At 53.1% G+C, this 26,382-nt stretch carries 22 protein-coding genes, 8 tRNA genes and 2 other RNA genes; 6 read left to right on the top strand and 26 right to left on the bottom strand.

Translation table 11 applies throughout. The features are described from left to right. Positions 1–2 precede the first annotated feature (2 nt). The 10 genes from QUD59_RS12815 to QUD59_RS12770 all read right to left on the bottom strand — a co-directional run bounded on the left by QUD59_RS12815 (position 3) and on the right by QUD59_RS12770 (position 5,534). The gene (locus QUD59_RS12815; protein ID WP_286237456.1) at positions 3–2,798 is read right to left on the bottom strand and encodes a bifunctional diguanylate cyclase/phosphodiesterase; all 2,796 of its coding nucleotides are present in this window, start codon (positions 2,796–2,798) and stop codon (positions 3–5) included. 53 nt (positions 2,799–2,851) lie between these two features. Then, positions 2,852–4,036 carry a TonB-dependent receptor gene (locus tag QUD59_RS12810; RefSeq protein ID WP_286237454.1) on the bottom strand — a complete coding sequence of 395 codons (1,185 nt, stop codon included), beginning with the start codon at positions 4,034–4,036 and terminating at the stop codon, positions 2,852–2,854. After that, entirely contained in the window at positions 4,011–4,418 is a 408-nt protein-coding gene (locus QUD59_RS12805; protein ID WP_286237453.1) for a type 2 periplasmic-binding domain-containing protein, read from the bottom strand. Before QUD59_RS12805 ends, QUD59_RS12810 begins: the two co-directional genes overlap by 26 nt. Positions 4,419–4,569: 151 nt before the next feature. Further along, positions 4,570–4,645, bottom strand: a tRNA-Glu gene (locus QUD59_RS12800). Between the two features lie 27 nt (positions 4,646–4,672). Continuing rightward, a tRNA-Gly gene (locus tag QUD59_RS12795) sits at positions 4,673–4,747 on the bottom strand. A gap of 19 nt (positions 4,748–4,766) precedes the next feature. Further along, a tRNA-Glu gene (locus QUD59_RS12790) sits at positions 4,767–4,842 on the bottom strand. 27 nt (positions 4,843–4,869) lie between these two features. Beyond that, positions 4,870–4,944, bottom strand: a tRNA-Gly gene (locus QUD59_RS12785). Between the two features lie 19 nt (positions 4,945–4,963). Further along, positions 4,964–5,039: transfer RNA gene (locus QUD59_RS12780), tRNA-Glu, on the bottom strand. 324 nt (positions 5,040–5,363) lie between these two features. Then, positions 5,364–5,438 (bottom strand) — tRNA-Gly (locus tag QUD59_RS12775). A 20-nt stretch (positions 5,439–5,458) separates the two neighbouring features. Then, a tRNA-Glu gene (locus QUD59_RS12770) sits at positions 5,459–5,534 on the bottom strand. A 192-nt stretch (positions 5,535–5,726) separates the two neighbouring features. Here QUD59_RS12770 and QUD59_RS12765 point away from each other — a divergent pair. Continuing rightward, positions 5,727–6,467 (top strand): hypothetical protein, encoded by a 741-nt coding sequence (locus QUD59_RS12765; RefSeq protein ID WP_286237452.1) that lies wholly within the window; start codon positions 5,727–5,729, stop codon positions 6,465–6,467. Positions 6,468–6,533: 66 nt separating this feature from the next. On the opposite strand, the gene mobA is transcribed toward QUD59_RS12765, so the two are convergent. Together mobA and QUD59_RS12755 are read right to left on the bottom strand one after the other, a co-directional pair. Further along, on the bottom strand, positions 6,534–7,124 hold the full coding sequence (gene mobA, locus QUD59_RS12760) for a molybdenum cofactor guanylyltransferase MobA (protein ID WP_286237450.1): 591 nt from the start codon (positions 7,122–7,124) through the stop codon (positions 6,534–6,536). 11 nt (positions 7,125–7,135) lie between these two features. Further along, a complete protein-coding gene (locus QUD59_RS12755; protein WP_286237449.1) occupies positions 7,136–7,534 on the bottom strand; it encodes a response regulator in 399 nt (132 codons plus the stop codon). A 287-nt stretch (positions 7,535–7,821) separates the two neighbouring features. Here QUD59_RS12755 and QUD59_RS12750 point away from each other — a divergent pair, with 287 nt between their 5' ends. Further along, complete coding sequence (locus tag QUD59_RS12750) at positions 7,822–9,144, top strand: Na+/H+ antiporter family protein (protein ID WP_286237448.1); 1,323 nt, start codon at positions 7,822–7,824, stop codon at positions 9,142–9,144. A 170-nt stretch (positions 9,145–9,314) separates the two neighbouring features. Continuing rightward, complete coding sequence (locus QUD59_RS12745; protein WP_286237446.1) at positions 9,315–10,655, top strand: glycosyltransferase family 2 protein; 1,341 nt, start codon at positions 9,315–9,317, stop codon at positions 10,653–10,655. Between the two features lie 2 nt (positions 10,656–10,657). Here the strand turns inward: QUD59_RS12745 and QUD59_RS12740 are convergent, their stop codons facing one another. Beyond that, positions 10,658–11,299 carry a class I SAM-dependent DNA methyltransferase gene (locus tag QUD59_RS12740; RefSeq protein ID WP_286237445.1) on the bottom strand — a complete coding sequence of 214 codons (642 nt, stop codon included), beginning with the start codon at positions 11,297–11,299 and terminating at the stop codon, positions 10,658–10,660. A 139-nt stretch (positions 11,300–11,438) separates the two neighbouring features. On the opposite strand from QUD59_RS12740, the gene ubiM reads away from it, so the two are divergent. After that, positions 11,439–12,767, top strand: coding sequence for a 5-demethoxyubiquinol-8 5-hydroxylase UbiM (ubiM, locus tag QUD59_RS12735; RefSeq protein ID WP_286237444.1), 1,329 nt, complete (start codon positions 11,439–11,441; stop codon positions 12,765–12,767). 245 nt (positions 12,768–13,012) lie between these two features. Here the strand turns inward: ubiM and QUD59_RS12730 are convergent. From QUD59_RS12730 to thrS, 11 genes are all read right to left on the bottom strand, one after another. Continuing rightward, positions 13,013–13,127: non-coding RNA, RtT sRNA (locus QUD59_RS12730), on the bottom strand. Between the two features lie 37 nt (positions 13,128–13,164). Further along, a non-coding RNA gene (locus QUD59_RS12725) (RtT sRNA) lies at positions 13,165–13,279 on the bottom strand. A gap of 36 nt (positions 13,280–13,315) precedes the next feature. Beyond that, positions 13,316–13,392: transfer RNA gene (locus QUD59_RS12720), tRNA-Pro, on the bottom strand. 93 nt (positions 13,393–13,485) lie between these two features. Next, the gene (locus QUD59_RS12715; RefSeq protein ID WP_286241030.1) at positions 13,486–13,842 is read right to left on the bottom strand and encodes a MerR family transcriptional regulator; all 357 of its coding nucleotides are present in this window, start codon (positions 13,840–13,842) and stop codon (positions 13,486–13,488) included. Next, positions 13,820–14,125 (bottom strand): integration host factor subunit alpha, encoded by a 306-nt coding sequence (ihfA, locus tag QUD59_RS12710; protein WP_286237443.1) that lies wholly within the window; start codon positions 14,123–14,125, stop codon positions 13,820–13,822. Before ihfA ends, QUD59_RS12715 begins: the two co-directional genes overlap by 23 nt. Positions 14,126–14,144: 19 nt before the next feature. After that, entirely contained in the window at positions 14,145–16,541 is a 2,397-nt protein-coding gene (pheT, locus tag QUD59_RS12705; protein ID WP_286237442.1) for a phenylalanine--tRNA ligase subunit beta, read from the bottom strand. A gap of 49 nt (positions 16,542–16,590) precedes the next feature. Beyond that, positions 16,591–17,574, bottom strand: a complete 984-nt coding sequence (gene pheS, locus QUD59_RS12700; RefSeq protein WP_286237441.1) for a phenylalanine--tRNA ligase subunit alpha — start codon at positions 17,572–17,574, stop codon at positions 16,591–16,593. A 155-nt stretch (positions 17,575–17,729) separates the two neighbouring features. Continuing rightward, positions 17,730–18,086 (bottom strand): 50S ribosomal protein L20, encoded by a 357-nt coding sequence (gene rplT, locus QUD59_RS12695; protein ID WP_286237440.1) that lies wholly within the window; start codon positions 18,084–18,086, stop codon positions 17,730–17,732. 38 nt (positions 18,087–18,124) lie between these two features. Next, positions 18,125–18,319, bottom strand: a complete 195-nt coding sequence (gene rpmI, locus QUD59_RS12690; protein WP_275816201.1) for a 50S ribosomal protein L35 — start codon at positions 18,317–18,319, stop codon at positions 18,125–18,127. A gap of 104 nt (positions 18,320–18,423) precedes the next feature. Next, entirely contained in the window at positions 18,424–18,927 is a 504-nt protein-coding gene (infC, locus tag QUD59_RS12685) for a translation initiation factor IF-3 (protein WP_286237437.1), read from the bottom strand. Positions 18,928–18,999: 72 nt separating this feature from the next. Beyond that, positions 19,000–20,916: a threonine--tRNA ligase gene (thrS, locus tag QUD59_RS12680; protein ID WP_286237436.1), complete on the bottom strand. Its 1,917-nt coding sequence runs from the start codon at positions 20,914–20,916 to the stop codon at positions 19,000–19,002. Between the two features lie 298 nt (positions 20,917–21,214). On the opposite strand from thrS, the gene QUD59_RS12675 reads away from it, so the two are divergent. Beyond that, the gene (locus QUD59_RS12675; protein WP_286237435.1) at positions 21,215–21,403 is read left to right on the top strand and encodes a YgaP family membrane protein; all 189 of its coding nucleotides are present in this window, start codon (positions 21,215–21,217) and stop codon (positions 21,401–21,403) included. A 45-nt stretch (positions 21,404–21,448) separates the two neighbouring features. On the opposite strand, the gene QUD59_RS12670 is transcribed toward QUD59_RS12675, so the two are convergent. Both QUD59_RS12670 and QUD59_RS12665 read right to left on the bottom strand, forming a co-directional pair. Beyond that, positions 21,449–24,667, bottom strand: a complete 3,219-nt coding sequence (locus tag QUD59_RS12670) for a mechanosensitive ion channel domain-containing protein (protein WP_286237433.1) — start codon at positions 24,665–24,667, stop codon at positions 21,449–21,451. Positions 24,668–24,707: 40 nt separating this feature from the next. Continuing rightward, entirely contained in the window at positions 24,708–25,409 is a 702-nt protein-coding gene (locus QUD59_RS12665) for a FadR/GntR family transcriptional regulator (RefSeq protein ID WP_286237432.1), read from the bottom strand. A gap of 171 nt (positions 25,410–25,580) precedes the next feature. Here QUD59_RS12665 and QUD59_RS12660 point away from each other — a divergent pair, with 171 nt between their 5' ends. Next, positions 25,581–26,378, top strand: a complete 798-nt coding sequence (locus tag QUD59_RS12660; RefSeq protein WP_286237431.1) for a (Fe-S)-binding protein — start codon at positions 25,581–25,583, stop codon at positions 26,376–26,378. Positions 26,379–26,382 lie beyond the last annotated feature (4 nt).

The raw sequence follows: 26,382 nt of genomic DNA, 5'->3' as shown, positions 1-26,382 counted from the left end.
ACCTAGCTGATCTCCACCGCCTGACTCATTATAAACTCCGGCAGCTCCTCTGATGGCAGAGGGCGACTGAAGTAGAAACCCTGAATCAGGTGGCAGCCATGAATCCGCAGATAGGAAAGCTGCTCACTGGTTTCGACCCCCTCAGCAAGAGCCTCAAGACCGAGGCTCTTGGCCAGTACGATAATCGCTTTAACGATCGCCTCGCCTTCCGGATCGACCCCGATATCACGCACAAAACTCTGATCGATCTTCAGGGTGTTCAGGGGCAGTTTTTTCAGGTAACTGAGCGATGAAAAGCCGGTACCGAAATCATCCATCGACAGGGATACGCCCATCTCCCGGAACTTATGCAGCTTAGGAATCGTCACCTCAGACTGACGTAAGAGGAAATTCTCCGTTACCTCCAGATCCAGCAGCCCCGGATCGATCCCGGTATCACGAATGACTCTGCGCACAGTCGGCAACAGGCTTTCATGCATAATCTGCTGGCCGGCGATATTAACCCCAACCCGGATATCCATACCCTGATCGTGCCATGATTTAGCATTCCGGCAGGCCTCCTCCAACACCCATTCACCGATAGGCACAATCAGCCCCTGCTCCTCGGCCAGCGGGATAAATTTGGCGGGTGAGATCATACCGGCCTCACTGTGCTCCCAGCGCAACAACGCCTCGACCCCCATCACATTTCCGCTGCGGGCATCGACCTGAGGCTGATAGAACAGACGAAACTCGCCTTTATCCAGCGCCTTGCGCAGGTCGTTAACCAGTGAGAAGCGTTCATAGCGCTGGCTACCCTGTTCATCGTGATAGAAGCGCATCTGACTTTTGCCGTTTTCTTTGGCGTCAAACATGGCCACGTCGGCGCACTGAATCAGGCTGATCACATCACGACCGTGCTCCGGGAACAGCGAGATACCGATACTGATCGTACTGAAAATCTCATAGCCATCGATAATAAAGGACTGGCGGAAGATCTTCAGAATCTGCTGTGCGATCCTCTCAATCTCCTGCACCTGCGTGTAGCCCTCTAGCAGAACAGTGAACTCATCTCCACCCAGCCGGGCCAGCACCCCCTGATTACGAATCACATGCTGAATCCGCTCAGCAGCCTGTTGCAGCAGCTCATCACCAACCGGATGACCCAGCGAGTCATTCACATCCTTAAAAGAGTCCAGATCACAGAACAGCACCGCGATCAGATCACTGCTTTCATCAGCCCGGCTGATCGCCTGAGAGACTTTTTCGTTAAATAAAAGGCGATTGGGCAGCGCTGTCAGCGGGTCGTGGTTGGCCATCCATACCAGCCGTTTTTCCGCCTGCAGACGTTCGGTAAAATCGAGCCCGATCGACAATACCCGTGATTCACTGTCCGGCGAATTGAGGATGGAGTGAAACCAGGAGACCTGCAACATTTTGCCCGTGCTGGAGCGTATCCCGGACTCGATCTGTACCCGCTGCTGGTGGTGATTCAGCAGGTCTTCCAGTGAATCACGATGCAATTCACGTTTTTTAGGCTCATGGTTCAGGTCAAGGAACGTCAGCGCTTTTGCCTCCGCGGCGGTTAATCCGAGCAGTTCCTGACCAAAACGGTTCAGGGTCATAATTTTGCCCTGACTGTCCAGCGTGAGAATGATGGTTTCCGCGGTATCCAGCAGGTTGGTGACAAAATCCCTTTCCGCTTCCAACTGTACGGAGCGCTCCGACAGGTTCTGCGCCCGCTCCATCAGCGACGTTTCCAGTTGTTCCAGCTTGTAAGACAGCTCCTGTGTACTGTCCCCCAGAAGGTCCAGCTCATCGCGGTAGTAACTGCGCCGCTTGATAATACCAAGCCGCTCACGAATCTCTTCATAAGCACTGTGGGCGAGCAAAGGCAGCAATGCCGAGATCTCAGACAGCATCCGCAAAGGTGATCTGAGCACCGCCAGTTGGAACAGAGAAGCCAGGAATAACCCCGCACCGGCGATCAGAAAACGCTGAATCAGATCGTTTCGCGCTGCCAGATAGCTGTCGGTATTATCCTCAATCAGGATCCAGTATGCCTGGCCCGGCCGGGCGCCGGTGGGTGTTTTCAGCATCACCTGATAGATCCGGTCATTGGCTTCAAGCTCATACATGCCACCGTCCGCCGGAATCGAATACTGCCGCACCAGATTTTCCAGCAGGTTGATATTCTCCTGCTTCTCGGTCAGATACTTCAGCTCAAGTTTCCACAACCGGTCTGACTCACCCATGCCCGAGGGCTGCAGCGCCAGCCCGATATCACGACCGCGCAGACGTTTGAAATCGATGATCACGTCACGCATTTCGCGGCCGACCACCAGTACTCCGGTTTGTCCCTGATCCAGTTGCACCGGAAGCGCGACAAAGCGCAGACAGGCTTCACGGCAATGAAAATATTTAACCGGCGCTTCATCGCGGATCACGTCGAGCACCACCTGCTCCGGAAAACTGACCGTAATGCCCTGCCGCTCATAGATCACACCGGCGGCATCATAAAGGTAGAGGGCATCGACAGAACCACTGAGTAACAGATCCGGGAAAAAGCGCCGCACCGAACGCATAAAATTCTCCGCGCCCGGTTCCCGCTCTGAGCCGGATTCCACCACCAGCGGAATCATCTCCCCCAGTTCCTGCAAACGATTATAAGATGACTCCAGCAACCCCTGCAGGGAGAACAGGTCACGTTCGAACGCGACCTCCCGATCTGAAGCCGCTCGCTGATTCATCTGCCAATAGGAGAAATAGCCATACAGCAAGTGCACCACGGCCAACACCAGCAGCAGATTGATAAACACTTTCCACCGCAAACTGAAAAAAGATCTGTCCATAGACTTTATCGGAGGCATGATTAAAACCTGTAAGTGGCCTGTAGGGTGAACATATCCCAATCCTCTTCCAATGAGGACAGATCAGGGTTTTCCTGAGAGGCAAGCCAGCCGCTCCCCTCTACCCGGTGCCATTCAGCCCTGAACAACCAGTTACGCGATGGCTGCCAGCCAACACCAAGCGTCCAGTCAAAGGCATACTGAGTATGAGCAGGAATGCCAAGCAGTGCAGATGCGGTTTTGCCATCCCGGTCATTCCGGTTAAGGTAGAGCATATCCCGCCGCAAAAACACGCTCAGCTGATCACTCAGGCGGTGCTCCACCTGCAGATAAAAAGACTCGCTTTCGTTCTCCCCGATCAGGGCAAACACACCGCCGAGACCGGTCCAGTCAACATCCTGGCGGAAGTATTCACCGGTAAAACTCCAGTCCTCCAGATTATATTGCAACGACAGCACCGCCAGATTGATATCCAGATCACCGCTGCCCGGTGCGCCCGGCGCAGGTGACGGGCTGTCATATTCCAGGTTCAGCCTGCCCAGTGTCAGGCCTCCAATCCAGGCATAATCACTGCTGCTGAGCTGAGTGTTCCACACTAAACCGGCACTGTCTTCAAAGCGTCCGGGCCAGTCCTGGCCGAGATAAGCGTATTCGACATTAACATCCCGCTTTGGCCAGCCCACCACCAGTTCTGACTCCAGTACACCAGTATCGAAAAGGTGCTGACCATAAAGCCGTACACCATCAGCAGAAAGCTCGAGATTTCGGGCTTTATCGAAATAGATCGACTGGGGCAGGACAATAGAAGGCCGGGTAAAAGCCACATCCCGGGTTTTATTGTAGAAACCAAAGGGATGCTTAATCCGGCCAACCCCGATCCCCAGAGAGCTGCGCTGCCCTTCAAAAAAACGATAATCCAGCATCGCATAATCCACCGCCAGATCACCATCATCCACCTCACCGGCCCGGCGCGACATCACCTGACCGGTTAACAGCAATTCATCCGAAATCCGCCAGGAGGCATTCAGTGCCAGCTCGCGGAAATCGAAACTGCCGGACTCACTGTTGCCGTTAAACTGATTATCACTGGTATAAAAGTAGCCCTGAGTGATAAACCCGTTCACTTCCACCTCATCCGCCCATAAGACGGTAGAAAAACCAGTCACCAGCAGTAACAATAATCTAATCAACCCGCAGGGATTTAACATCCGGTCCACCTCCCTCATTACTGCTCATATAACCGATGGCACCCTGCGTAGCGGCAACCCGTTGCAACATTTCCGTTTCAGTTTCTACCACCACAGGGGATTGCCCGGAGCCGGAGAACAACGCCCGATCCCAGATATTCAGTAGTTTATAGGGGAAAATACCCAGCTCCTGCTTCACAAACGTTTTATGTTCGTTACGTTCAGGGGCGAGAATAAACACGTGCACAGGCTGACCATCGGGCCAGATGCGCGTTCGCATGGAGAAAATTGAAAGTAAGTACTGCTGACTGACCGTATCCAGCTGTACGCTTCGATTAACGATCACCTCTGAGAGAGCCATTTTTGGCAACAACAGCAGTAATAAAACCAGTACTCTGATCATACTATGCAGCCAACCACATCCTGTGACGAGGCCCCGGTCAGCGGTGAAACCGATAACAGGTGACCATAAACTTCAATTCAGCTTAGCCTAAACAGAATAAAACTGCTTATCTTGTGGATAATCTTAACAGGAAAAAAAGGCAGGAGAGAAATGGCGTCCCATAGGGGGTTCGAACCCCTGTTACCGCCGTGAAAGGGCGGTGTCCTAGACCACTAGACGAATGGGACGCAACAAATTGTAAGACCCGGAGAGTCTGGAGCGGGAAACGAGGTTCGAACTCGCGACCCCAACCTTGGCAAGGTTGTGCTCTACCACTGAGCTATTCCCGCATATTCTCAAAAGAGAGAATGGCGTCCCATAGGGGGTTCGAACCCCTGTTACCGCCGTGAAAGGGCGGTGTCCTAGACCACTAGACGAATGGGACGCAACAAATTGTAAGACTCGCAGAGTCTGGAGCGGGAAACGAGGTTCGAACTCGCGACCCCAACCTTGGCAAGGTTGTGCTCTACCACTGAGCTATTCCCGCATATTCTCAAAAGAGAGAATGGCGTCCCATAGGGGGTTCGAACCCCTGTTACCGCCGTGAAAGGGCGGTGTCCTAGACCACTAGACGAATGGGACGCTGTATTTCCTTACCTGAGAACGTGTTCCCTTGTGAGGAGGCGCGTATATTAAAGAACTGATTCCTGAGGGTCAAGCCTATTTTTAAGAAAAAATGACACTTTTCCCGGCGCCGGTTAAATCTCACACACGATTCAGAAAGCTGCTTATTTTTTATCCTAACTCGTTGGTAATTAAGCGAATTAAGAGAAGGGTAGACGGAACGGTCAGTGCAGAGGTGAAGGCGTGTAAGCCGCTCTCCTGCCCCGCTTACGAAAAGTGCTGAGAAGGCGGATTTCAGGCACAAAAAAACCAGCAGTTGCTGGCTTCTCAGGAAACAAGTTCTGGAGCGGGAAACGAGGTTCGAACTCGCGACCCCAACCTTGGCAAGGTTGTGCTCTACCACTGAGCTATTCCCGCATATTCTCAAAAAGAGAGAATGGCGTCCCATAGGGGGTTCGAACCCCTGTTACCGCCGTGAAAGGGCGGTGTCCTAGACCACTAGACGAATGGGACGCTGAGCTGAGGCATCGCCTCAAAGCGGGGCATATAGTACTGACAGCCATTTTTGAGTTCAAGTACTTTTTTTATTTTTTTATGTACAAAATCAACAGCTTTTTAGATAGTGTTAAACTTTGTACAGGTTACCCCGAATGCAACGCCCACTGGCTGCGCAAAGTAAGCTGCTGAATCAGGATCCCAGCCTCAATGAGCCCGACCTATATTGCTTTAATCATTCTGCTTGGTGTTGCCGTGATGGCAGGGATCGGTTTTGCTGTTCAGGATATCGAAAACAAGAAACGCGAGCGTAACCTGCGCCTGATCGGTCTCAAAACAGCCATTCGCCGGGCCTCACATCTGTTTGAGTCGTTCCCCCCCATTCTGATGACCAGCGATATCCGCGCACTGCTGGTGAAATATCTTGAGGTGCGCTGGGATGCGGTAGTCGAGCTGGACGGCAGCGAGAGCAACCGCTCTCAACAGGCCGCATTCAAAGCCGCAGCCAGCAGTATTCAGGATGCCGTCAGCCATCCGAGCGGTTCCATGACGGTGTTCCCTACCTCTATTGAAGCCTCACGTGCGCTTGGGGTTATAAAAGAGTTCGCCCAGTTTATTGCTGAACTGAAGAATAAAGGCGAGATCAAAGGCGATGTGGCCGACAAACTGACCAAAGAAGCCCGTCGTCTCTATGCACGGGTGGAAGTGGATATTGACCTGATGAGCGCGATAGAGACCGAGCAACAGCGCGGTCCGGAAGTGGTGATCCACCATTACCGTAGTTGCTTCAGCAAATTACAGAACCTGAACCATAACCAGTCTCTCGACCGGCAGCTCTATGAGATCAGAACTCACCTGACCCAACTGGCCGAAGAGATCGACAGGCTGAATGAAGAAAAACGGGTGGCCGAGGAGCAGGAAAAAGACAGCGGCAAGAAGTTCAACTTCTGATCCTTCCTTTATACATTAGCCATTACCCTGCCCTTAATAGAAACAGATGCACTCAGCCGGATGACGTCAGTCCAGATCGCTCAGGGTGTTAAAGTTTCGCAATTGCGGGCTCTCCTCACCCAGATCAAGCTGATGCATCGGAAACTGGCGATACCAGCGGTAAACCGCCCGTTCACCACGTCCCAGCCAGCGCGTCAGATTGTCCCGATAACACAACGGAATCACGGCATGCAGAAACTGTGGCTGGTCACCATTGGCTAACAACGTGATTGATCTGGGATTCTCTTCCGCCTGCTGCAACAGGAAACTGATCTGAGCCGCTTCCAGCAGCGGGGTGTCACAGGGCAGGAGTAACAGGTGCGTATAGCTCGAATCCAGCTCAGCCATGGCTGCCTGCACGCCGGCTAACGGCCCCTGAAAACCGCTCACCAGATCATTCACCAGAGGAAAGCCGAAACGCGCGTAAGCGGATCTGTTTCGATTACAACTGATCAGCACCCGATCGGTCAGCGGTGCGACCTTGCTCAGAGTCCAGCTAATCATCGGCTGATTGTGAAAATCCACCAGCCCTTTGTCACGCCCTTCCATCCGCGCGCCCTCTCCTCCTGCAAGAATCACCGCGGCAAATCTGAACCGATCCTGTGCACTACTGGGCATATGTGACACCTTTAACCTTCTGCATCCGGCTCTGCTGCAGGCGCTGAGATATTCTCAAGTGCCTCCAGCAACTTATCAAACTCCAGTGGTTTCAGCAGAATACTGCCCACGTTACCCGCCTGCACAATCCGCCGTATCTCTTCCCGTTCTGCCTGACCGGTAATCACCAGACAGGCCTGCTCAGGATATTTCTGACTGATATAGGTAATCACCTGATCACCGCTGAGCAGAGGCATTTTCACATCACTGATAAAGGCATAACACTCGCCCTGTTCCAGCTCAGCCAGCGCCGCTTTTACTGAGGTAAAGCAGTGTACATCGTAGTTACGGGCTTCGGTTTTGAAACGCCGCTCGAGACTGCGCAACATCATCTCTTCATCATCAAGAATAATGATCTTCCGGGAATCCATCTGTTACTCCAACTTCGCGTTATACAGACAACCTAAAGCATACATGCTTCGCTGAAAAACAGGGATAACTGTTTTTTGTCTGAGCCGGGGGTGGCTGTCGAGAGGCCATTATTTAACCGATTCAGTGCAGTATTTTCTCCTGATAAACCCACCCGGAGTATCAGATTCAGCCGCCCCTGCAACGCTATTCCGCAAGACTCACTTTTTGCTTTAGCGAATATTGACCTGACCGGGACTTTAGCCCATTGTGCGGCCTTTTTTTCTAATCGGGAGTGGACCGTTACCTTATGAACGCAGTCATTATCGCCGTACTGGTTATGCTGATTCTCAGCCTACTACGCACTCATGTCGTGATCGCTTTGCTGATCGGCGCACTGGCCGGCGGCCTGAGCGGTGGCCTCAGCCTGCAGGCAACGATCGATGCATTTAACTCGGGAATCGGTGGCGGCGCCAGCGTTGCCCTGAGCTATGCCCTGCTCGGTGGCTTTGCCGTAGCCATTGCTCAGTCAGGTCTGCCCCACGCCCTCGCGGGCCGGGTGGTCACATTGCTGGGACAGAACCCGGACCCGGCACGGGTTAAGTGGGTCAAAAACGCCCTGCTGCTGGTGATTCTGCTGGTAGCGATCTCCTCTCAGAACATCATGCCGATCCATATTGCATTTATTCCACTGCTGGTTCCGCCGCTTCTGCTGGCCATGAGTAAAATGCAGATCGACCGCCGCCTGATCGCCTGCGTTCTGACCTTCGGCCTGGTGACACCCTATATGTTCCTGCCGGTGGGCTTTGGTGGCATCTTCCTGAATGAGATTCTGCTGAAAAATATCAGTAACGGTGGTCTGGATATCAGCGGGATTTCTGTTGTGGAAGCGATGAGCATTCCCGCTGCCGGAATGATCTTTGGCCTGCTGATTGCTGTATTTATCAGCTACCGGGGTAAGCGGCGCTACAACATCGAAAAGATTGCTGCGGTTGAAGAGAGTACCCAGCCGCAGAGCAGAAAAAATATCCTGATCGCCATCGCTTCTATCAGCGTTGCCTTTGTCACCCAGCTTTATACCGACTCAATGGTGATGGGCGCACTGCTTGGCTTTCTTCTGTTTTCGGTTACCGGTGTTGTGCGCTGGAATGAATCAGACGGCCTGCTCACCGACGGAATGAAGATGATGGCCACCATCGGTTTTATCATGATTGCTGCTGCAGGTTTTGCACAGGTACTGAAAGAGACCGGCGAGATCGCAACGCTGGTCAGCAGCTCGGTCGACCTGATTGGCAATAATAAGCCGCTGGCTGCCTTCCTCATGTTGCTGGTTGGCCTGCTGATTACCATGGGCATCGGCTCTTCTTTTTCGACCATCCCGATTATTGCCGCGATCTATGTGCCACTGGCCATGCAACTCGGCTTCAGCCCGCTGGCCATTGTCGCCCTCGTAGGCACTGCCGCTGCACTGGGTGATGCCGGCTCACCTGCATCCGACTCTACTCTGGGCCCCACAGCAGGTCTGAACGTAGACGGGCAACATAACCACATCTGGGACTCTGTGGTACCCACATTCCTGCACTACAACCTGCCATTACTGGTGTTTGGCTGGTTTGCAGCAGTTACACTCTGATCAACAGGTTTTCGGCGCCCGTTAGCGGGCGCCGGAGGCACTTTCCCCCTCTTCAATACGCCCCATTCCCGGCCCTCTTGCGGCTGCAAATAATGCTTTATTCAGAAACCAACTAAGCGCATAATCCTTGCGCCTCAAGCGCTGAGGCTTTTTACCTCTGAGAGATCAAAATGCCAACCACCGGACGCCTGTCAAATCGCGCAGTCTGCAACACCTTAATCGCTTACGCCATCACCGCCATCATCGTTATGCTGGCGTTTACCCAGCAAGGACAACCTTCAGAGATGATGTCTCTGCTGAGGATCGTTATTGGCGTTCTGTTGCTGCCTGTCCTGATCAAATTCCTGATCCAGTTAGCGGTCTCTCCCTTTTCAGGCGTAGTCGACTGGCTGCGCACACGCCGCTTCCCGGTGCAAAGCACACCCAGCGTGACGGTTCTGATTCCGGCATGGAATGAGGAAGTCGGTATTATCCGTACGATCGAATCGGTACTGGCAACCCACTACCCCGGGCTTGAAGTGATCGTTATCAACGATGGTTCAACCGATAATACACATTCGCTGATTACCGATTTTCTCGCCGGGCAGCCTGCCAGTGGAGAGGCCCGGGTTCGCTATCTGCCTCTGGAGAATGGCGGCAAGGCTAACGCCCTGAACCAGGCGCTGCCACTGGCCAGTGGTGAGATTATTATTACCATTGATGCCGACAGCCTGATGCACCCGAAAGCGATTGAAAATCTGGTACGCCCTTTTGCCGACCCGGAGGTTGCAGCCGCTGCCGGTAACGTTGCTATCGGTAACCGTTACGCCGGGCTGGGCCTGATCCAGCAACTGGAGTACCTGTGCGGGTTCTTTATGAAACGCGCCGATTCAGTGTTTAATGCGGTGTATATCATCGGCGGTGCTGCAGCAGCCTACCGCACCGACATCCTGCGTCAGGAAGGTGGCTTTGATCACTCCATTATCACTGAGGATATCGAGCTTTCGACCCGACTACTGGCACGGGGTTATAAATGCCGCTATGCACCCAACGCGATCATCTACACTGAAGGCCCCTCCGATCTGAAAGGGTTATGCAATCAACGCCTGCGCTGGAAATACGGCCGCTTTCAGACGTTTTATAAACACCGTTCACTGTTTTTCAACAGCAGCCAGAGCCGCAACCGCTATCTCTCCTGGCTACTTCTTCCCACGGCTCTCTATGCTGAGATACTGCTGTTTCTGGAACTGCCGTTGCTGACAGCATTTTTTGCCTACGTCGCCATCACCGGCGACTACCTCAGTCTGGGGCTGGCCATCTGCCTTATTTCGCTCCTGATCAGCTTTCAGGCCAGCTACGATTATCAGCCCAGATACCACCAGCGCCTGCTGTTATTTGCACCGGTTGCCTGGTTGATCTGGTATCTGGTTGACGCAGTGGAGTTTCAGGCTCTGATTCGCAGTATCAAACGCCTGATCCGCAATGAAGAACTGAAATGGCAAACCTGGGTAAGAAAAGGGATCGACGGCTGAGGTCAGCACTTACGCGCTACAATGGCCAGCCAGGGCTGCTGCGACCGGGGTAAACCCGCGGGCCTGTAGTAATGCTCAATGATCTCAAAACCGGCCTGGTGTAACCGCTCAGCACTCTCATCATATTCCATGTAGTTACCATAGCGCTGACCATTCCAGCCTTCGCGGTTGCCGCGGGGGTTAGAGCTGAACAATACCCCGCCTTCCACCAAACTGCGGTGACAGTGCCTCAACACCTCCGGCAACGCAGGACGAGGCACATGAAACAGCGAAGCATTGGCGAAAATGCCATCATATTCAGCCTCTCCCAGATCCAGCTCCAGAAAGGACTGTTTCAATACCGTGCAGCCGCTATTTTCCCGCGCCATCTGACAAAATGACTCACTGCCATCAAGCCCCACCGCATGATGCCCCAGCGCTGTAAACTGAATAAGATCCCGACCCGGGCCACAGCCCAGATCCAGTATTTTCAGAGGTCGCTCAGCAGGCAGTGCGCTGAGTAACGCTGCTATATTCTGACTCACATCATGCTCACGGGTCCCCAACCAGAACTGCTCAGCTACCTGATCATAATGCGCTAATGTGGAACGCTCTGCAGCCTCCTGCATTGCCATATCCTGTGGTGAGTCATTTTCGATTGACACTTTCTGCTCCTGAACCCATCGCTTTGGTTTGCTCACTTATGACAGATTAACAGCAATTCGTTGATTTATATCCATGTCATTCATAGCAGAAAAGGTAGAGTGGAGGCTTTATTTAAGCTCGAGCAAGAGGGCGACTGCGGTGACAGACACAAGCTCCCACTACGACATTTTGATTATCGGCGCGGGCCCGGCAGGCCTCAGTTTTGCCCGCTCTCTGGCTGAACTGCCACTCCGGGTCGGTATTATCGAACGCAGCTCTGCTGCAACCCTCGCCGACCCGGCAGAAGATGGCCGCGAGATCGCCCTGACCCATCAGTCTGTCGAATTGATGAAAACCAGTGGCGTCTGGCAGCGACTACCCGCGGAAGCCATCTCCCCTATCGAGGCGGCGAAGGTATTTGATGGAGGCTCCAGCTACAGCCTGAATTTCGATAACAACCAGCCGGGGCTGGATGCACTGGGTTATCTGGTACCCAATCACCATATCCGCAAGGCCTGTTATGAAGAACTCTGTGCGCATCCATCGGTAGAGCTGATCAGCGAAACCGCAGTGGAACAGATCAGCACCGATCAGGAGTGGGGGTCGGTGGGCCTGAATAATGGTCAGACTCTGCATGCCCGTCTGATTGTGGCCGCTGACACCCGCTTTTCTGAAATGCGCCGCAAGATGGGCTTGTCCGCCACCATGCGCGACTTCTCCCGCAGCGCTATCGTCTGCCGTATGGAGCATAGCCAGCCACACCAGCAGACCGCGTTTGAATGCTTCCACTACGGCCGCACCACCGCGATTCTTCCGATGAATGGAAACCGTTCATCCATCGTGGTTACCGTGAATAGCCGCGACGCTCAAAGCTATGCAGACATGAGTGACACAGAATTTAACCAGACCATCGAACAGCAACTGGATGGCCTGCTGGGTGAGATGAAGCTCCTCGGAAAGCGTCACGTTTACCCGCTGGTTGCGGTGCATGCCAATCAGTTTGTATCCCGCCGCTTCGCCCTGATCGGCGATGCCGCAGTAGGGATGCACCCGGTCACAGCCCACGGTTTTAATCTGGGCCTGAAAGGTCAGGCGACACTGGCAAAACAGATCATGAATGCCGTTGCTGAAGGTGAAGACTTCGCCGGTGAGGCGATCCTGCAGGCCTATGAACGGGAACAGATGCGTACCACCCGCGTGCTGTACCACGGCACTAATCTGGTAGTGGGATTGTTTACCAATGAAAGTCTGGCGGCCAAGCTGGCGCGTAAAGCAACACTGCGGCTGGCCAACAATATTCAACCGCTCAAGCAACTGATTACCCACTCACTGACCGAGCAAAACCCGGACAGCCCTTCGCCGCTGGAGGAGATCAGAGCCCACCTGCCTCCCCTGCCATCTGCCCCACCCTTGCAGGAGGCACGTAAAAAGATCGAAAGGATGATTCCTGACAGGTTGAAACCCGGTCGTTTTCTGGGGCTGCACTAGGCAGGTAGCGCATTTCACGCCAGTCGTTCCCGGCTCTTAGCTATGCCTTCGTGCCGGGACGGCGCTCCCACCACCATTGATACCCTTGTAAGAGGCGTGTCTCACGCCGACCGTTCCTGAACTGATCTGCACAATGCCTTCGTGCTGGAGGCAGCTTCCCACAGAAAAAGCACAATCCGGGAATAATCCATCTCAAGCCAACAGGCAATAAAAAACCGACACAAGGTCGGTTTCTTTATTAAATTGGTCGGTGTGAGAGGAATAACTCGGCTAAACTACGCCTCGCCCTCCGGGCCGCTGCTGGCGCAGCGTTGTCTCGCTCCGCTCGGCTCGAACGAATCCTCTGCTGATTTTATTTAATAAAAAACCGACACAAGGTCGGTTTCTTTATTAAATTGGTCGGTGTGAGAGGAATAACTCGGCTAAACTGCGCCTCGCCCTCCGGGCCGCTGCTGACGCAGCGTTGTCTCGCTCCGCTCGGCTCGAACGAATCCTCTGCTGATTTTATTTAATAAAAAACCGACACAAGGTCGGTTTCTTTATTAAATTGGTCGGTGTGAGAGGATTCGAACCTCCGACCCTCGCCACCCCATGACGATGCGCTACCAGGCTGCGCTACACACCGACACTGAGCTGAACATTCTCATTCAGCGGACCGGTATACTATCCTAACCATTTGATGTTGTGAAGCTTTTTCACCGCCACCGAAGGTTACCGGTTAATCCCTCCTGAGGGTTTCAAGTATTTCCTCAAGTTCAGCAATGGTCTGCCTCAGCAGTTGCTTGTACTGAGTCTGATCCTCTTCATTGTTCTCACCGGAGAGGTACTGCTTGGCCCCGCTCAGAGTGTAACCCTGATCGTGCAAAAGGCTTTTAATCTGTCTGATCAGCAACACATCCTGCCGCTGATAATAACGGCGATTGTTGCGCTTGACCGGCGAAATCTGGCTGAACTCCTTCTCCCAGTAGCGCAGCACATGCGCTTTAAGGTCACAAAGTTTAGCCACTTCGCCAATGGTGAAATAACGCTTACCCGGGATCGGGTTGGAGTCGTTACTCTGCTCCGTCTCCAGCATAGGTTTCGACACGGTCCTTCAGTTTCTGACCGGGTCGAAAAGTCACCACCCGGCGCGCCGAGATCGGTACTTCCTCCCCGGTTTTCGGGTTTCTGCCTGGCCTCTGGCGCTTATCTCGAAGATCAAAGTTCCCAAAACCAGACAGCTTTACCTGCTCGTTACTCGCTAAGCAAGCGCGGATCTCATCAAAGAACGACTCCACCATCTCCTTGGCTTCACGTTTATTCAAACCCAGCTCTTCATTCAGGCGTTCAGCCATTTCAGCTTTTGTTAACGAGCCCATGATCTATCACCTTTGCTGCTTACTCTCGCAATGAGGCACCAAACTCACTGGCCAGTGCAGTAACAACCGCATCGATTGCGTTGTTTATTTCTTCATCATTAAGAGTGCGCGAAGGATGCTGCCACGTCAAGCCCAGAGCAAGACTTTTTCTTCCTGATTCAATACCTTGCCCCTGATAAACGTCAAACAGTGTAACCTGTTTGATAAATTCACCGGCCTGCTTTTGTACCAGCTTGCGGATCTCATCGAACGCAGTTTTCTCATCCACGATCAACGCCAGGTCACGACGGGACTCCGGGAATTTTGAAATTTCGGCATAGGAAGAGAGGCTGCCACGACACAGGGCTGCCTGATTAATTTCAAACAGGTAGACAGGAGCATTCAGGCCCAGTGCTTTAATCAGGTTCGGATGCAGAGCACCCACATAACCGACCGCTTCACCATTACGCAGGATCTGCGCGGTCTGACCCGGGTGCAGCGCAACGTGCTGACCGGCAACGAAGCTGAACTCTTCAGCCGCACCACCCAGTGCCAGCAGGCTTTCCAGATCGCCCTTCATATCATAAAAATCAACCTGATCTTTACCGCCCTGCCAGCCTTCAGGCACACGACTACCCGCCAGTAGGCCTGCAACCACGTTCTCCTGAACGATCTCGTCACCAGAGGTCGGCAGGAAGCGCTGACCGCTCTCAAACAGACGCACACGGCTCTGCTGACGGTTCTGGTTATACTGCAGTGCTTTAACCAGACCCGGCCAGATTGTCGTACGCATAACAGCCATCTCAGCAGAGATCGGGTTAGCCAGTGCAATCGCGTCATACTGGTCGTCGAACTGTTTTGCCAGACCCGCTTCGATAAAGCTGTAAGTAATCGCTTCCTGATAGCCCAGTGCGATCAGCGCACGGCGCACCTGCTGGATCGACACCTGAGTTTCATCTCGCTCTTTAATCGGCATCGACGCCGTAGGGGTGCGAACAGGCAGGTTGTTATACCCGTATACACGCGCCAGCTCTTCGATCAGATCCACTTCGATGGCGATATCAAAACGGTAAGACGGAACCGCCACATGCCACTCACCCTCGGTGGATGTTTTCTCTACACCCAGACCGAGACGTGTCAGAATCTCTTCAATTTCAGCCGCCGGCATTTCAAAAGCCAGCATGCTGTTTACCTTGCTGTGACGCAGGAACACCTGACGCGCCGCAGGCAGCTCATCTTCATTCACGGTTTCAACCACAGGACCGGCTTCACCACCCACGATCTCCAGCAGCAGCTCGCTGGCACGGTTGATTGCACGGCTCTGTAGCTGCCAGTCCACGCCCCGCTCGAAGCGGTGCGAAGAGTCTGTATGCAGACCGTAGGAACGGGCACGTCCCGCGATAGAGATTGGATTAAAGAACGCGCTTTCGAGGAAGATGTTCCGCGTTTCTTCGGTCACACTGGTCGGCTCGCCGCCCATGATACCGGCCATTGCAACAGGGCCGGAAGCATCGGTAATCGCCAGTGTATCTGCATTCAGTTCGATCTCCTGACCATCCAGCAGCGTCAGCTTCTCACCCTGTACAGCACGACGTACAACGATCTCCCCGGACAGTTTGTCCAGATCAAATGCATGCATCGGCTGACCCAGTTCGAGCAACACGTAGTTGGTTACATCAACCACCGGATCGATACTGCGCACACCGGAACGTTCCAGTTTCTGCTTCATCCACAACGGTGTTTCCGCCTGTGGATTGATATTGCGGATCACACGACCCACATATCGCGGGCAATCCGCCGCATCTTTGAGCTCAACCGGGAAAGTGTCATCAATAACCGGCGCAGTTTCGTTATCCGCAACAAAGGTGACCGGTGCTTTGTTCAGCACACCTACTTCACGTGCCAGACCGGTAATACTCAGGCAGTCACCCCGGTTAGGTGTCAGATCCACATCGATAATCTGATCGTTCAGGCTCAGGTATTCACGGATACAGCTACCTACCGGCGCATCCGCAGGCAGTTCCATAATGCCGCCGTGGTCGTCAGAAATACCCAGCTCATCTTCAGCGCAAAGCATGCCGAAGGATTCGACCTGACGCAGTTTCGCCTTTTTGATCTTAAATTCTTTTCCGTCCGGCGTTGGCAGGACCGCACCCACTTTTGCGTAGGCAGTTTTCAGTCCGGCGCGGGCGTTCGGCGCACCGCAGACCACCTGAAACTCTTCACTGCCATCGCTGACCGTGCAAACCTGCAGCTTATCTGCATTCGGATGCTGTTCCGCCGTGAGGATCTCGCCCACAACCACGTTACTGAAATCTTTTGCTGCAGGTTCTACTTCATCTACTTCCAGACCTGCCATAGTGATCTGATCAACAATCCCCTGAGTATCTACTGCCGGATTGACCAGTTCACGTAACCAACTTTCACTGAATTTCATTTTGCTTTCCCGAAAATTCTGTTTATTACCGCTGACATGTTTCTGCTGATCAGTTGAACTGATTCAGGAAACGCAGGTCGTTTTCAAAGAACAGACGCAGGTCATTTACGCCGTAGCGCAGCATCGCCAGACGCTCGACCCCCATACCGAAAGCAAAGCCGGTGTACTCTTCAGGATCAATGCCGGAGTACTCAAACACTTTAGGGTGGACCATACCGCAGCCCAGAACCTCAAGCCATTTGCCGTCACCACGATCGATATCCACCTCGATGGATGGCTCAGTAAACGGAAAGTAAGATGGGCGGAAACGAACCCGTACATCTTCTTCAAAGAAAGCGCGCAGGAACTGTTCCAGCGTGCCTTTCAGGTCAGCAAAACTGATATCTTTATCCACAATCAGTCCTTCCACCTGATGGAACATCGGCGAGTGGGTCTGATCATAATCGCAACGGTAAACACGACCCGGGCAGATAATCCGCAACGGCGGCTGCTGGGTTTCCATGGTCCGCACCTGAACACCGGAGGTGTGGGTACGCAGCAGGGTGTTGGCATTGAAATAGAAGGTATCGTGCATCGCACGTGCCGGATGGTGCGACGGAATATTCAGGGCCTCGAAGTTGTGATAATCATCTTCAATCTCCGGGCCTTCCTCAACGCTGTAGCCAATGGAAGCAAAAAACTCCTCGATCCGCTCCATGGTCTTGGTCACCGGGTGCAGACCACCCAGCTCCTGACCACGACCCGGCAGGGTCACATCAATCGTCTCCGCAGCCAGTTTGGCTTCGAGCGCAGCAGATTCCAGCACCGCTTTACGGGCATTGATCTCTTCCTGCAGCGCCTGTTTGGCTTCATTGATTTTGGCACCTGCCTGCGGGCGCTCTTCAGCAGAGAGTTTACCCAGACCTTTCAGCAGGGCTGTCAGTTCACCTTTTTTACCCAGGTACTGAACACGAACCTCGTCCAGGGTCTGGGTTGAGGTTGCCTTGGCAACAGCTTCGCTGCCTGCTGCCAAAAGGCTTTGAATGTTTTCCATTATCCGGCTCCAACTATCAGGAGATAATCTGTTTCAATTCAGTCACTTTGCCGAGCTAACACGCTGCAAGCTGGGCAAAAAAACCGAAAAAATAGGGGAAGAGCTTGCACCCTTCCCCTATTTTAAAAGTGGTCGTTTACACGACACTGGGTGCCTTACGCCAGAGCAGCTTTCGCTTTCTCTACGATGGCAGTAAATGCGCCAGCTTCGTGAACAGCCAGGTCCGCCAGAACCTTACGGTCGATCTCGATGTCAGCTTTTTTCAGACCAGCGATGAAACGGCTGTAAGACAGACCGTTCAGGCGCGCACCAGCGTTGATACGTGCAATCCACAGAGCGCGGAACTGACGCTTACGCTGACGACGGTCGCGGTATGCGTACTGACCAGCTTTGATAACCGCCTGTTTAGCAACGCGGAATACTCGGCTACGAGCACCGTAGTAACCTTTTGCTTTCTTCAGGACCTTCTTATGACGACGACGGGCAATCACACCACGTTTTACACGAGCCATGTCTTTCTTCCTCTAAATTCTGTTAACTAAAAAATCGATCAAATATAAGGCAGCATGCGACGAACCAGCGCCTTGTCTGCAGCATGAACCTGCAGCATTGGGCGAAGCTGACGCTTACGCTTAGTAGATTTCTTAGTCAGAATGTGACTAGTGAAAGACTGCTTGTGTTTGAAACCGTTAGCGGTTTTCTTGAAACGCTTTGCCGCGCCACGGCAAGATTTAATCTTAGGCATTACATAAATCTCCACGCATTCGTTTAATTTTTTCACCCGAAACAAACAACAAAACCCGTAGCTGACTTTATTCAAGTCAGTCACGGGTCAGTGAAAGTAACGAGTTACTTTTTCTTCTTCGGAGCCAGCACCATGACCAGTTGACGGCCTTCCATCTTCGGACGCTGTTCTACGGTACTCATCTCTTCCAACTCTTTTTCAATACGTTGGAGGAGCTGCATACCCAGTTCCTGATGGGCCATCTCACGGCCTCGATAACGCAGGGTTATCTTGGCTTTGTCTCCTGCTTCAAGGAAACGTATCAGGTTGCGTAGTTTTACCTGATAATCACCTTCTTCCGTATTAGGACGGAATTTCACTTCCTTAATCTGGACCTGATGCTGCTTTTTCTTGGCTTCATTTTTCTGCTTCTTCATTTCATAAAGATGCTTGCCATAGTCCATCACTTTACAAACGATGGGGTCAGCTTCAGAGATTTTCACCAGATCAAGTCCCGCTTCCTGAGCTGCCTCAAGAGCGTCATTTACCGGTACGATGCCAATCTGTGTTCCGTCTGGACCAATAAGCCTGCACTGTTTAGTTACTTTCAGTAGATTCTCATTGATCATGGGCTCCTCTCTGCGAGCGCCCCTTCTGTTATCACGCCTGATAGTCGTATCTCCTGACTCTATTTAGACTTATTAGTCCTGACGACCTTTCCTGGCGACATCACTGCCAAGAAGGTTTACAAATTCTTCAAGAGGCATAGATCCCAGGTCTTCACCTGTACGGGTACGCACGGCAACCGCGCCTGCCTCTACTTCTTTATCGCCAATTACAAGGAGGTATGGAACCTTCTGTAAAGTACGCTCGCGAATTTTAAAGCCGATCTTCTCATTTCTCAAGTCCGACTCTGCCCTGAAACCTTTATTTTCAAGATTTTGGACAACTTTTTCACAATAATCAGCCTGTTTGTCGGTAATATTCATCACCACAGCCTGTACCGGGGACAGCCAGGTCGGCAGTGCACCGGCAAAGTTTTCGATCAGAATACCGATAAAGCGCTCGAATGAACCCAGGATAGCACGATGCAACATCACCGGTGTTTCACGTTCACCCTGTTCGTTAACAAACTGAGCACCCAGGCGACCTGGCATCGAGAAGTCCACCTGAATGGTACCGCACTGCCATACACGACCCAGACAGTCTTTCAGAGAGAACTCAATCTTAGGACCATAGAACGCACCCTCACCCGGCAGTTCCTGCCATTCAAGGCCCGCAGCATCCAGCGCATCCGCCAGTGCTTTCTCAGCTTTATCCCAGACTTCATCAGAACCTACGCGCTGCTCCGGACGGGTAGACAGCTTGTAGATCACCTCAGTGAAACCAAAGTCTGCGTAGACTTCATCAAGAAATTCGATAAAACGCGCTACTTCAGACTGAATGGAATCTTCAGCACAGAAGATATGAGCATCATCCTGAACAAAACCACGTACACGCATAATCCCGTGCAGGGCGCCGGACGGTTCATTACGGTGACAGCAACCAAACTCAGCCAGACGCAGTGGCAGGTCACGGTAAGAACGGATCCCCTGATTGAAGACCTGTACGTGACACGGGCAGTTCATCGGCTTGATGGCAAAATCGTGGTTCTCTGAGTGAGTAGTAAACATCTCGTCAGAGAACTTATCCCAGTGACCGGATTTTTCCCACAGTGTACGTTCCACAACCTGCGGGGTTTTGATCTCATCATAACCATGCTGACGCTGCTTCTGACGCATGTACTGTTCGATCTGCTGATACAGAGTCCAGCCATTAGGGTGCCAGAACACCATACCCGGAGCTTCTTCCTGCAGGTGGAACATATTCAACTGTTTGCCCAGCTTACGGTGGTCACGCTTTTCCGCTTCTTCAAGGCGATGCAGATAAGCCTTAAGCTCTTTTTTGTCACCCCAGGCAGTACCGTAGATACGCTGCAGCATCTCGTTGCTGGAATCACCACGCCAGTACGCACCCGCCACTTTCATCAGCTTGAACGCTTTAATATGCCCGGTAGACGGAACGTGCGGGCCACGGCAGAGGTCGATAAAGTCGCCCTGTGAGTAAAATGAGAGATCTTCTGCATCCGGCACTGCCTGCAGCAGTTCAACCTTATACTTCTCGCCCATCTCATCGAACATTTTGGTCGCTTCATCACGACTCATCAGAGAACGGCTGACCGGCAGGTTCTGCTTAGCCAGTTCCGCCATTTTCTTCTCAATCTTCTCCAGATCTTCCGGAGTGAATGGACGTTCGTAGGCAAAATCGTAGTAGAAACCATCTTCAATAACAGGCCCGATGGTGACCTGAGCCCCCGGGAACAGTTCCTGTACCGCCATCGCCATCAGATGCGCCGTAGAGTGGCGAATGACTTCCAGACCCTCTTCATCACGCGCAGTGATGATCGCCAGGTCAGCATCATTTTCAATGGTGAAGGAGGTATCAACCGGCTTGCCGTCAACTTTACCGGCCAGTGCGGCTTTCGCCAGGCCAGCGCCGATATCGGCAGCCACTTCAAATACAGTTACCGGATTAGCAAATTCACGTTTGCTACCGTCAGGCAGGGTAATTACAGGCATGTTATTTCCTTAAGTTTCAGTGGTGACCCATACGTAAGGCCACTTCATTAATCTGGTACATCCCGATCCCGTACAAACCAGGTACGCTGCGGGGCTGTGGATTATAGGGCAAAGCGTCTTCGGTAGCGAGACTATCCTGCATCAATAAGCGGTAATTGCCCCCGGACAAAGCCCCACAATAATCATGGAAAACAGCTTGTAACCCCGGCAGATTAGCGTCATTATATTAGCGCAAGCTAATTTTACTCAGCACTGCCAGCCTTAAGGTTGAGCAGACACATAGGGAAGGGAAAATACGATGCAGTGCAATGTAGGTAAAACAGATCGGATTATTCGCATAATTATCGGCCTGTGTATCATGCTGGCAGGTTACCTGTATGGTTCCTGGCTGGGCCTGATTGGCCTGATCCCGCTGGGGACTGCGTTGATTGGCTGGTGCCCGGCCTATCTGCCTTTTGGCTTCTCAAGTTGCAAAAAGCCAGACTGAGTCAGGCACAGATAAAGGGCGGGCTGTCAGGCCCGCCCTCTGGCGTCAGTTCCGTTTAATGTGCACATCCAGCTGCGGGAACGCGATCTCCAGCCCTGCCTGCTTGAACTTACGATCGATACTGGTGTTCACCCGATGCGTCATCTCCAGCCGGTCGGCCATCGCACTGACAAACAAACGCAGCTCCAGGTTCAACGTGCTGTCGCCAAAGCCGGTAAAGAACGCTTCCGGTTTCGGATCCTGCAACACCCTCTCCTCTTCCGCTGCCGCTTCCAGCATCAGCCCCCGCGCCAGCTCAGTATCTGAGCCATAAGCCACACCAACCGGAATCACAATACGGGTGGTAGAATCCGTCAGCGACCAGTTAATCAACTGCTGAGTAATGAAGGTTTTATTCGGGATTATCACCTCTTTACGGTCCCAGTCGATAATCGTAGTGGCACGAATCTGGATACGGGTGACAGTGCCGGTCAGTCCATCAATCGTCACCGTGTCACCGATTCTTACCGGCTTTTCAAAGAGAATAATCAAACCCGATACAAAGTTGGCTACAATCTCCTGTAAACCAAAGCCCAGACCAACACCCAGCGCCGCCACCAGCCATTGCAGCTTGCCCCACTCCAGTCCGAAACTGGAGAACGCCCCCAGCACCCCCACCAGAATCAGCACATATTTGATCAGCGAGCTGATCGCATAGCCGGTACCCGGAGCCAGCTCGAGATTTCGCAGCACCAATAGCTGTAATAACCCGGGCAAATTGTAAGCAGCCAGTAAACAGAGGCTGAGGATCACAACACCAAACAGAACCGATTTCAGCGTCACCGCTGCCGCACTGCCATCAGCGCTTACCGTACTCCACAGCTCCACATTATCCAGTGCGCCAAAGAAGGTGAAATAATCAGCCATGGTCAGCCACAGCAGCGATACAAACACCAGTACCGCAGAGGTTTTCAGCAATGTTTTGGAATGATCTGAAATGGTTTTCAGATTCAGAAAATTGGTCTCCAGCGGAGGCGGCTGATCTTCGTCCGGATTTTTCCGCTGCTCAAGCATTTCAGCACGGCGCTCCCGGACCCGGTCAAACTCGAGACGGCGCTTTGATATCAGCACCAGACGCATACCCAGCTTAAAGAAGATATAGGTAAGCAGGAACACCGTCAGTAACTGGGCCAGCGCAAAGATCAGAAAGTTAGCGGTAAACAGATAGCCCATCACATTCAGCACTAACATCAACAGGCCGAAGAAAAGAATACCCAGCGTCCAGTGTTCGACCCGCATCCACCATACGGGCATATCCTGTTCCTGATCGTCGCCGGCCGGTTGCAGCCTCAGAACACTGAACAGCACCAGCCCCACCCATAGCAGCAGGCCCACCTGAGTCAAACGCACCAGACCGGAGCGCATCTCATCAGTATCAATATTCCAGCAGTAGAGCTGTAACAGAATCGCGGGGAGCGCCAGCGGATAAACCCAGGCCAGACGTTTTCTGAAACCTCCGGCAAGGACAGGGTTCAGACCAAAGTGCGCCATAAACAGGCCATACGGCCGTTTTAACCACGCCCTCAGCGTCAGGATGATCCAGGTCAGAGTCACCGTAGCCTGCAGCATGGATGTCCAGATCTCCGCTTCAGGGTGGCCCGGGTTGATCAGGTTAATGCCTACAACCCAGACAAATAACGGTACCGCTGCTGCCAGTATCGGCATCAGCAAAAAGCTCTGCAAACTGTGATGGAACCGATCATCCACCACATTGCCTATCTGCTGCGCCCAGCGCTGCTGATGCCGGTTGGTATAAGCACGCAACCAGAGCAGACCGGCGCAGAGCAATCCGGCAAGAATCACCTGAATATTGAAACGCTCACCCATTATCAGCAGCGGTTCAGACAGGCTTTTCAGCCAGTGGCCATGCAACTGTTTCACCGAGACCGCGATCTCCTGCAACCACTTGCCGCTGACAGGCCCGGTAACCGGGTTCCATAACAGATGACGGCTGATCAGCTCGCGGCTGCCTTCGATCTTCTGATTGATCTGACGCTGCAGGCTTAACACCTGACTCAGGGTATCAACCAGTTGCTGATGCGCTTCGACACTCTGATTTAACAGCCGCAGACGGTTGGTACGGATCTCCAGCAGCACGCGTTCCTGAGCCGCACTCAGCTCCACTCCCGGGAGTGGTTCCGCATCATTCAACCGCTGACTCAGTTCACTGCTCTGCTGTTCCAGTTGATTGCCATCCAGTTGCAGACGGGCAATACGATTAATGGTCTGACCGGTCTCCAGCGGGGTCCGGTTAGCAAACATAAACTGGATCTGATCCGGAGTGATCTGACTGGTTTCAAGCTCCAGTTGCTGCGAAATCACGCTGAAAGCGCTGTTCAACAGGGTCAGCCTCTCCTGCAGCGCCTTGCGTTCCTGCTCACGACTGTCGATCGCCTGCAATACGGTTCTCAGCGCTGCGGATAACAGACGGTTTTTGTCCCGCTCCATGACCAGCAGTGGCGAGGCACTGCCCTCTTCACTGCCGTATTCCAGATCCTTCAGGGTCTTTTCTGCCTGCTGCCGCTGCCGCTCCTGCTTCAGAACCACCAGTTGATCCAGACGCGCCACCTGCCGCAGGCGTTCCTGTTCAGCAATCTGCCATTGCATCTTGGCGATTTCCGTTCGCCGCGGCAGCACCAGCAACTCAAGTTCCAGCGCCTGCACCCTCAGGCTATGTTCGCTGAAGCGGGCATTCCGCAAACGCTCCAGTAGCTCGCTGTTTTCAGGATCAGCACTTCTGTCAGCCAGTTCCCCGGTCACTTTGAGATCAGACAACTGCTCCCGGATACTTTGCTGCCGCTGCAGAGCCTGACCTTCGGTTTGCTTATACTGCGCCTGTCGCCGCTTGATCTCCAACAGGTTAAGGTTGATATCGGTGATCAGTTTATCCAGAGCCTTATCACTGATCTCCGGTTCCAGCTCTGGTTCAGGTTGCAACGGAGTCAGCAGACGATCCTGTAATTCACTCTGTAATGCCGGCTGCTGGTCCAGCTCCTGCTGCAGGCTTTCGATCCGCTCGCTCTGCTGAATTTCACCCTGCAGGGTACTGACCAGTCGCTGCAGCAATTGACGACGACTGATATCCACCGCTGCTTCACTGGCAGATAACTGTTCGATCTGCTGCTGGTATTGCTCAATCTCTGCAGCACTGTCCGCTTTTAAAGGACCGGCCAGCCAGAACAGAACAAGCCCTGCCAGGGCCAGCCAACGCAAGGATAAATCCATCTGAAACCTCACTTTTATCAATAACCTGCCGCTGCGGGCCTTACTCAGTCTCTTCGAGCTGGCGCCGGGTGTATTCTATATGTTCAACGGCCACCTTACGTGCCAGATCCGGCTGCCGGTTACGCAGCGCCTGATAGATCTGAGTATGCTGAGCGCTGATTCCATCCGGATAACGTCCATGACGTTTCAGCGTGCGGTCGAGAACACCGTAGATGGCATTAAAATAGCGGCTGTAAAAAATCTGGCTGAAGCAGACCACCAGCAGATGGTGACTGGCCTCAGCAATCATCATATGAAAACGCAGATCAGCCTTGGCTTTGGCAAGGGTGGTATGGCCACTGCTGCGTTGCTGCATGGCCCGATACTCTTCAGCAATCGATTCCATTTGCTGGTCGGTGGCGCGCAGCGCAGCATAATAAGCCGCTTCCCCCTCAAGGGCGGCACGCATCTCCAGCACCTGTAACTGAAATTCAAAGTTATCGCCGATCCCCTCCACCGGCATATCAAAATGCGGCGCCAGCAGATTGCGGCAATGGGATCCACCACCATGGCGGGTCTCCACCATCTGTTTCAGTTCCAGATCTTTGATCGCTTCACGCACGGTGGCGCGGGATAACTGATACGCCTCAGACAAACGCCGCTGGGAGGGCAGTTTCTGCCCCGGACAGATATCCCCGAACAGTATCTGCTGCTGCAATGTATGACTCAGCGCCTGACTCAGGCTCGGTTTTCCCTGGGACACAGCCTTCTCCCTCATCAACATTGACTCTCTTGGTCAGACCAGTTGACAGTCTAGCATTTCTTTTGTTCCCGCTCTTAACTATCTTTTGACTGATAAATCGATTGTCCTGCGGGACAGTTAACATAATAAACAGTGCAGCCGCCCTTTACCCGGCACTGCCTGAAGATAGCGATGACAACGATGCCTGATCAGTCCAACCACCCGAAAGTCGGTCTATTTGTGACCTGTCTGGCGGACATGTTCCGTCCCAGTGTAGCCTTTGCCACGGTAAAGCTGCTCGAAGCCGCAGGCTGCCAAGTGGAAGTGCCCGAGAAGCAGACCTGCTGCGGTCAGCCCGCCTATAACTCCGGCGACAGAGCGACGACCGCCGAGATCGCCCGTCAGACTATCGAAGCCTTTGACGGCTACGAATACGTGGTCGGCCCGTCTGGCTCCTGTATCGGTATGCTGCACTACTACCCGGATCTGTTCGAACAGAATGATCCCTGGAAAATTCGCGCGCTGGATCTGAAGGCCCGTGCCTTTGAGATCACTCAGTTCCTCACCGACATTGTTAACTTTGATCAGATCGTGGCGCAGTATGAGGGGACGATTACATACCACGATTCCTGCTCCGGCCTGCGCCAACTGGGTGTTAAGCAGCAGCCCCGTCAGTTGTTGTCCAAAGTGGATAACCTGACCCTTAACGAGATGGAAGAAGCCGAGACCTGCTGTGGCTTTGGCGGCACCTTCTGCGTTAAGTATCCGGATATTTCCAATCGCATGGTGTCCAATAAAACCCAGTACATCAGTGACTCCGGGGCCGACACGCTGGTCGGGGGCGATCTGGGTTGCCTGCTGAACATGGCCGGGAAGCTGAAACGGGAAGGCAAGTCGATTCAGGCCCGGCATGTGGTGGAGATCCTCGCGGGCATGACCGATACCCCCGCCATCGGCGAAGCAGAATACGAACTGGCGAAAGCGCTATAAGGCG

Source organism: Neptuniibacter halophilus, assembly GCF_030295765.1.
GTDB lineage: Bacteria > Pseudomonadota > Gammaproteobacteria > Pseudomonadales > Balneatricaceae > Neptuniibacter > Neptuniibacter halophilus.
The sequence above is the reverse complement of the archived record's forward strand: the minus strand, read 5'-3'. Positions and strand labels throughout refer to the sequence as shown.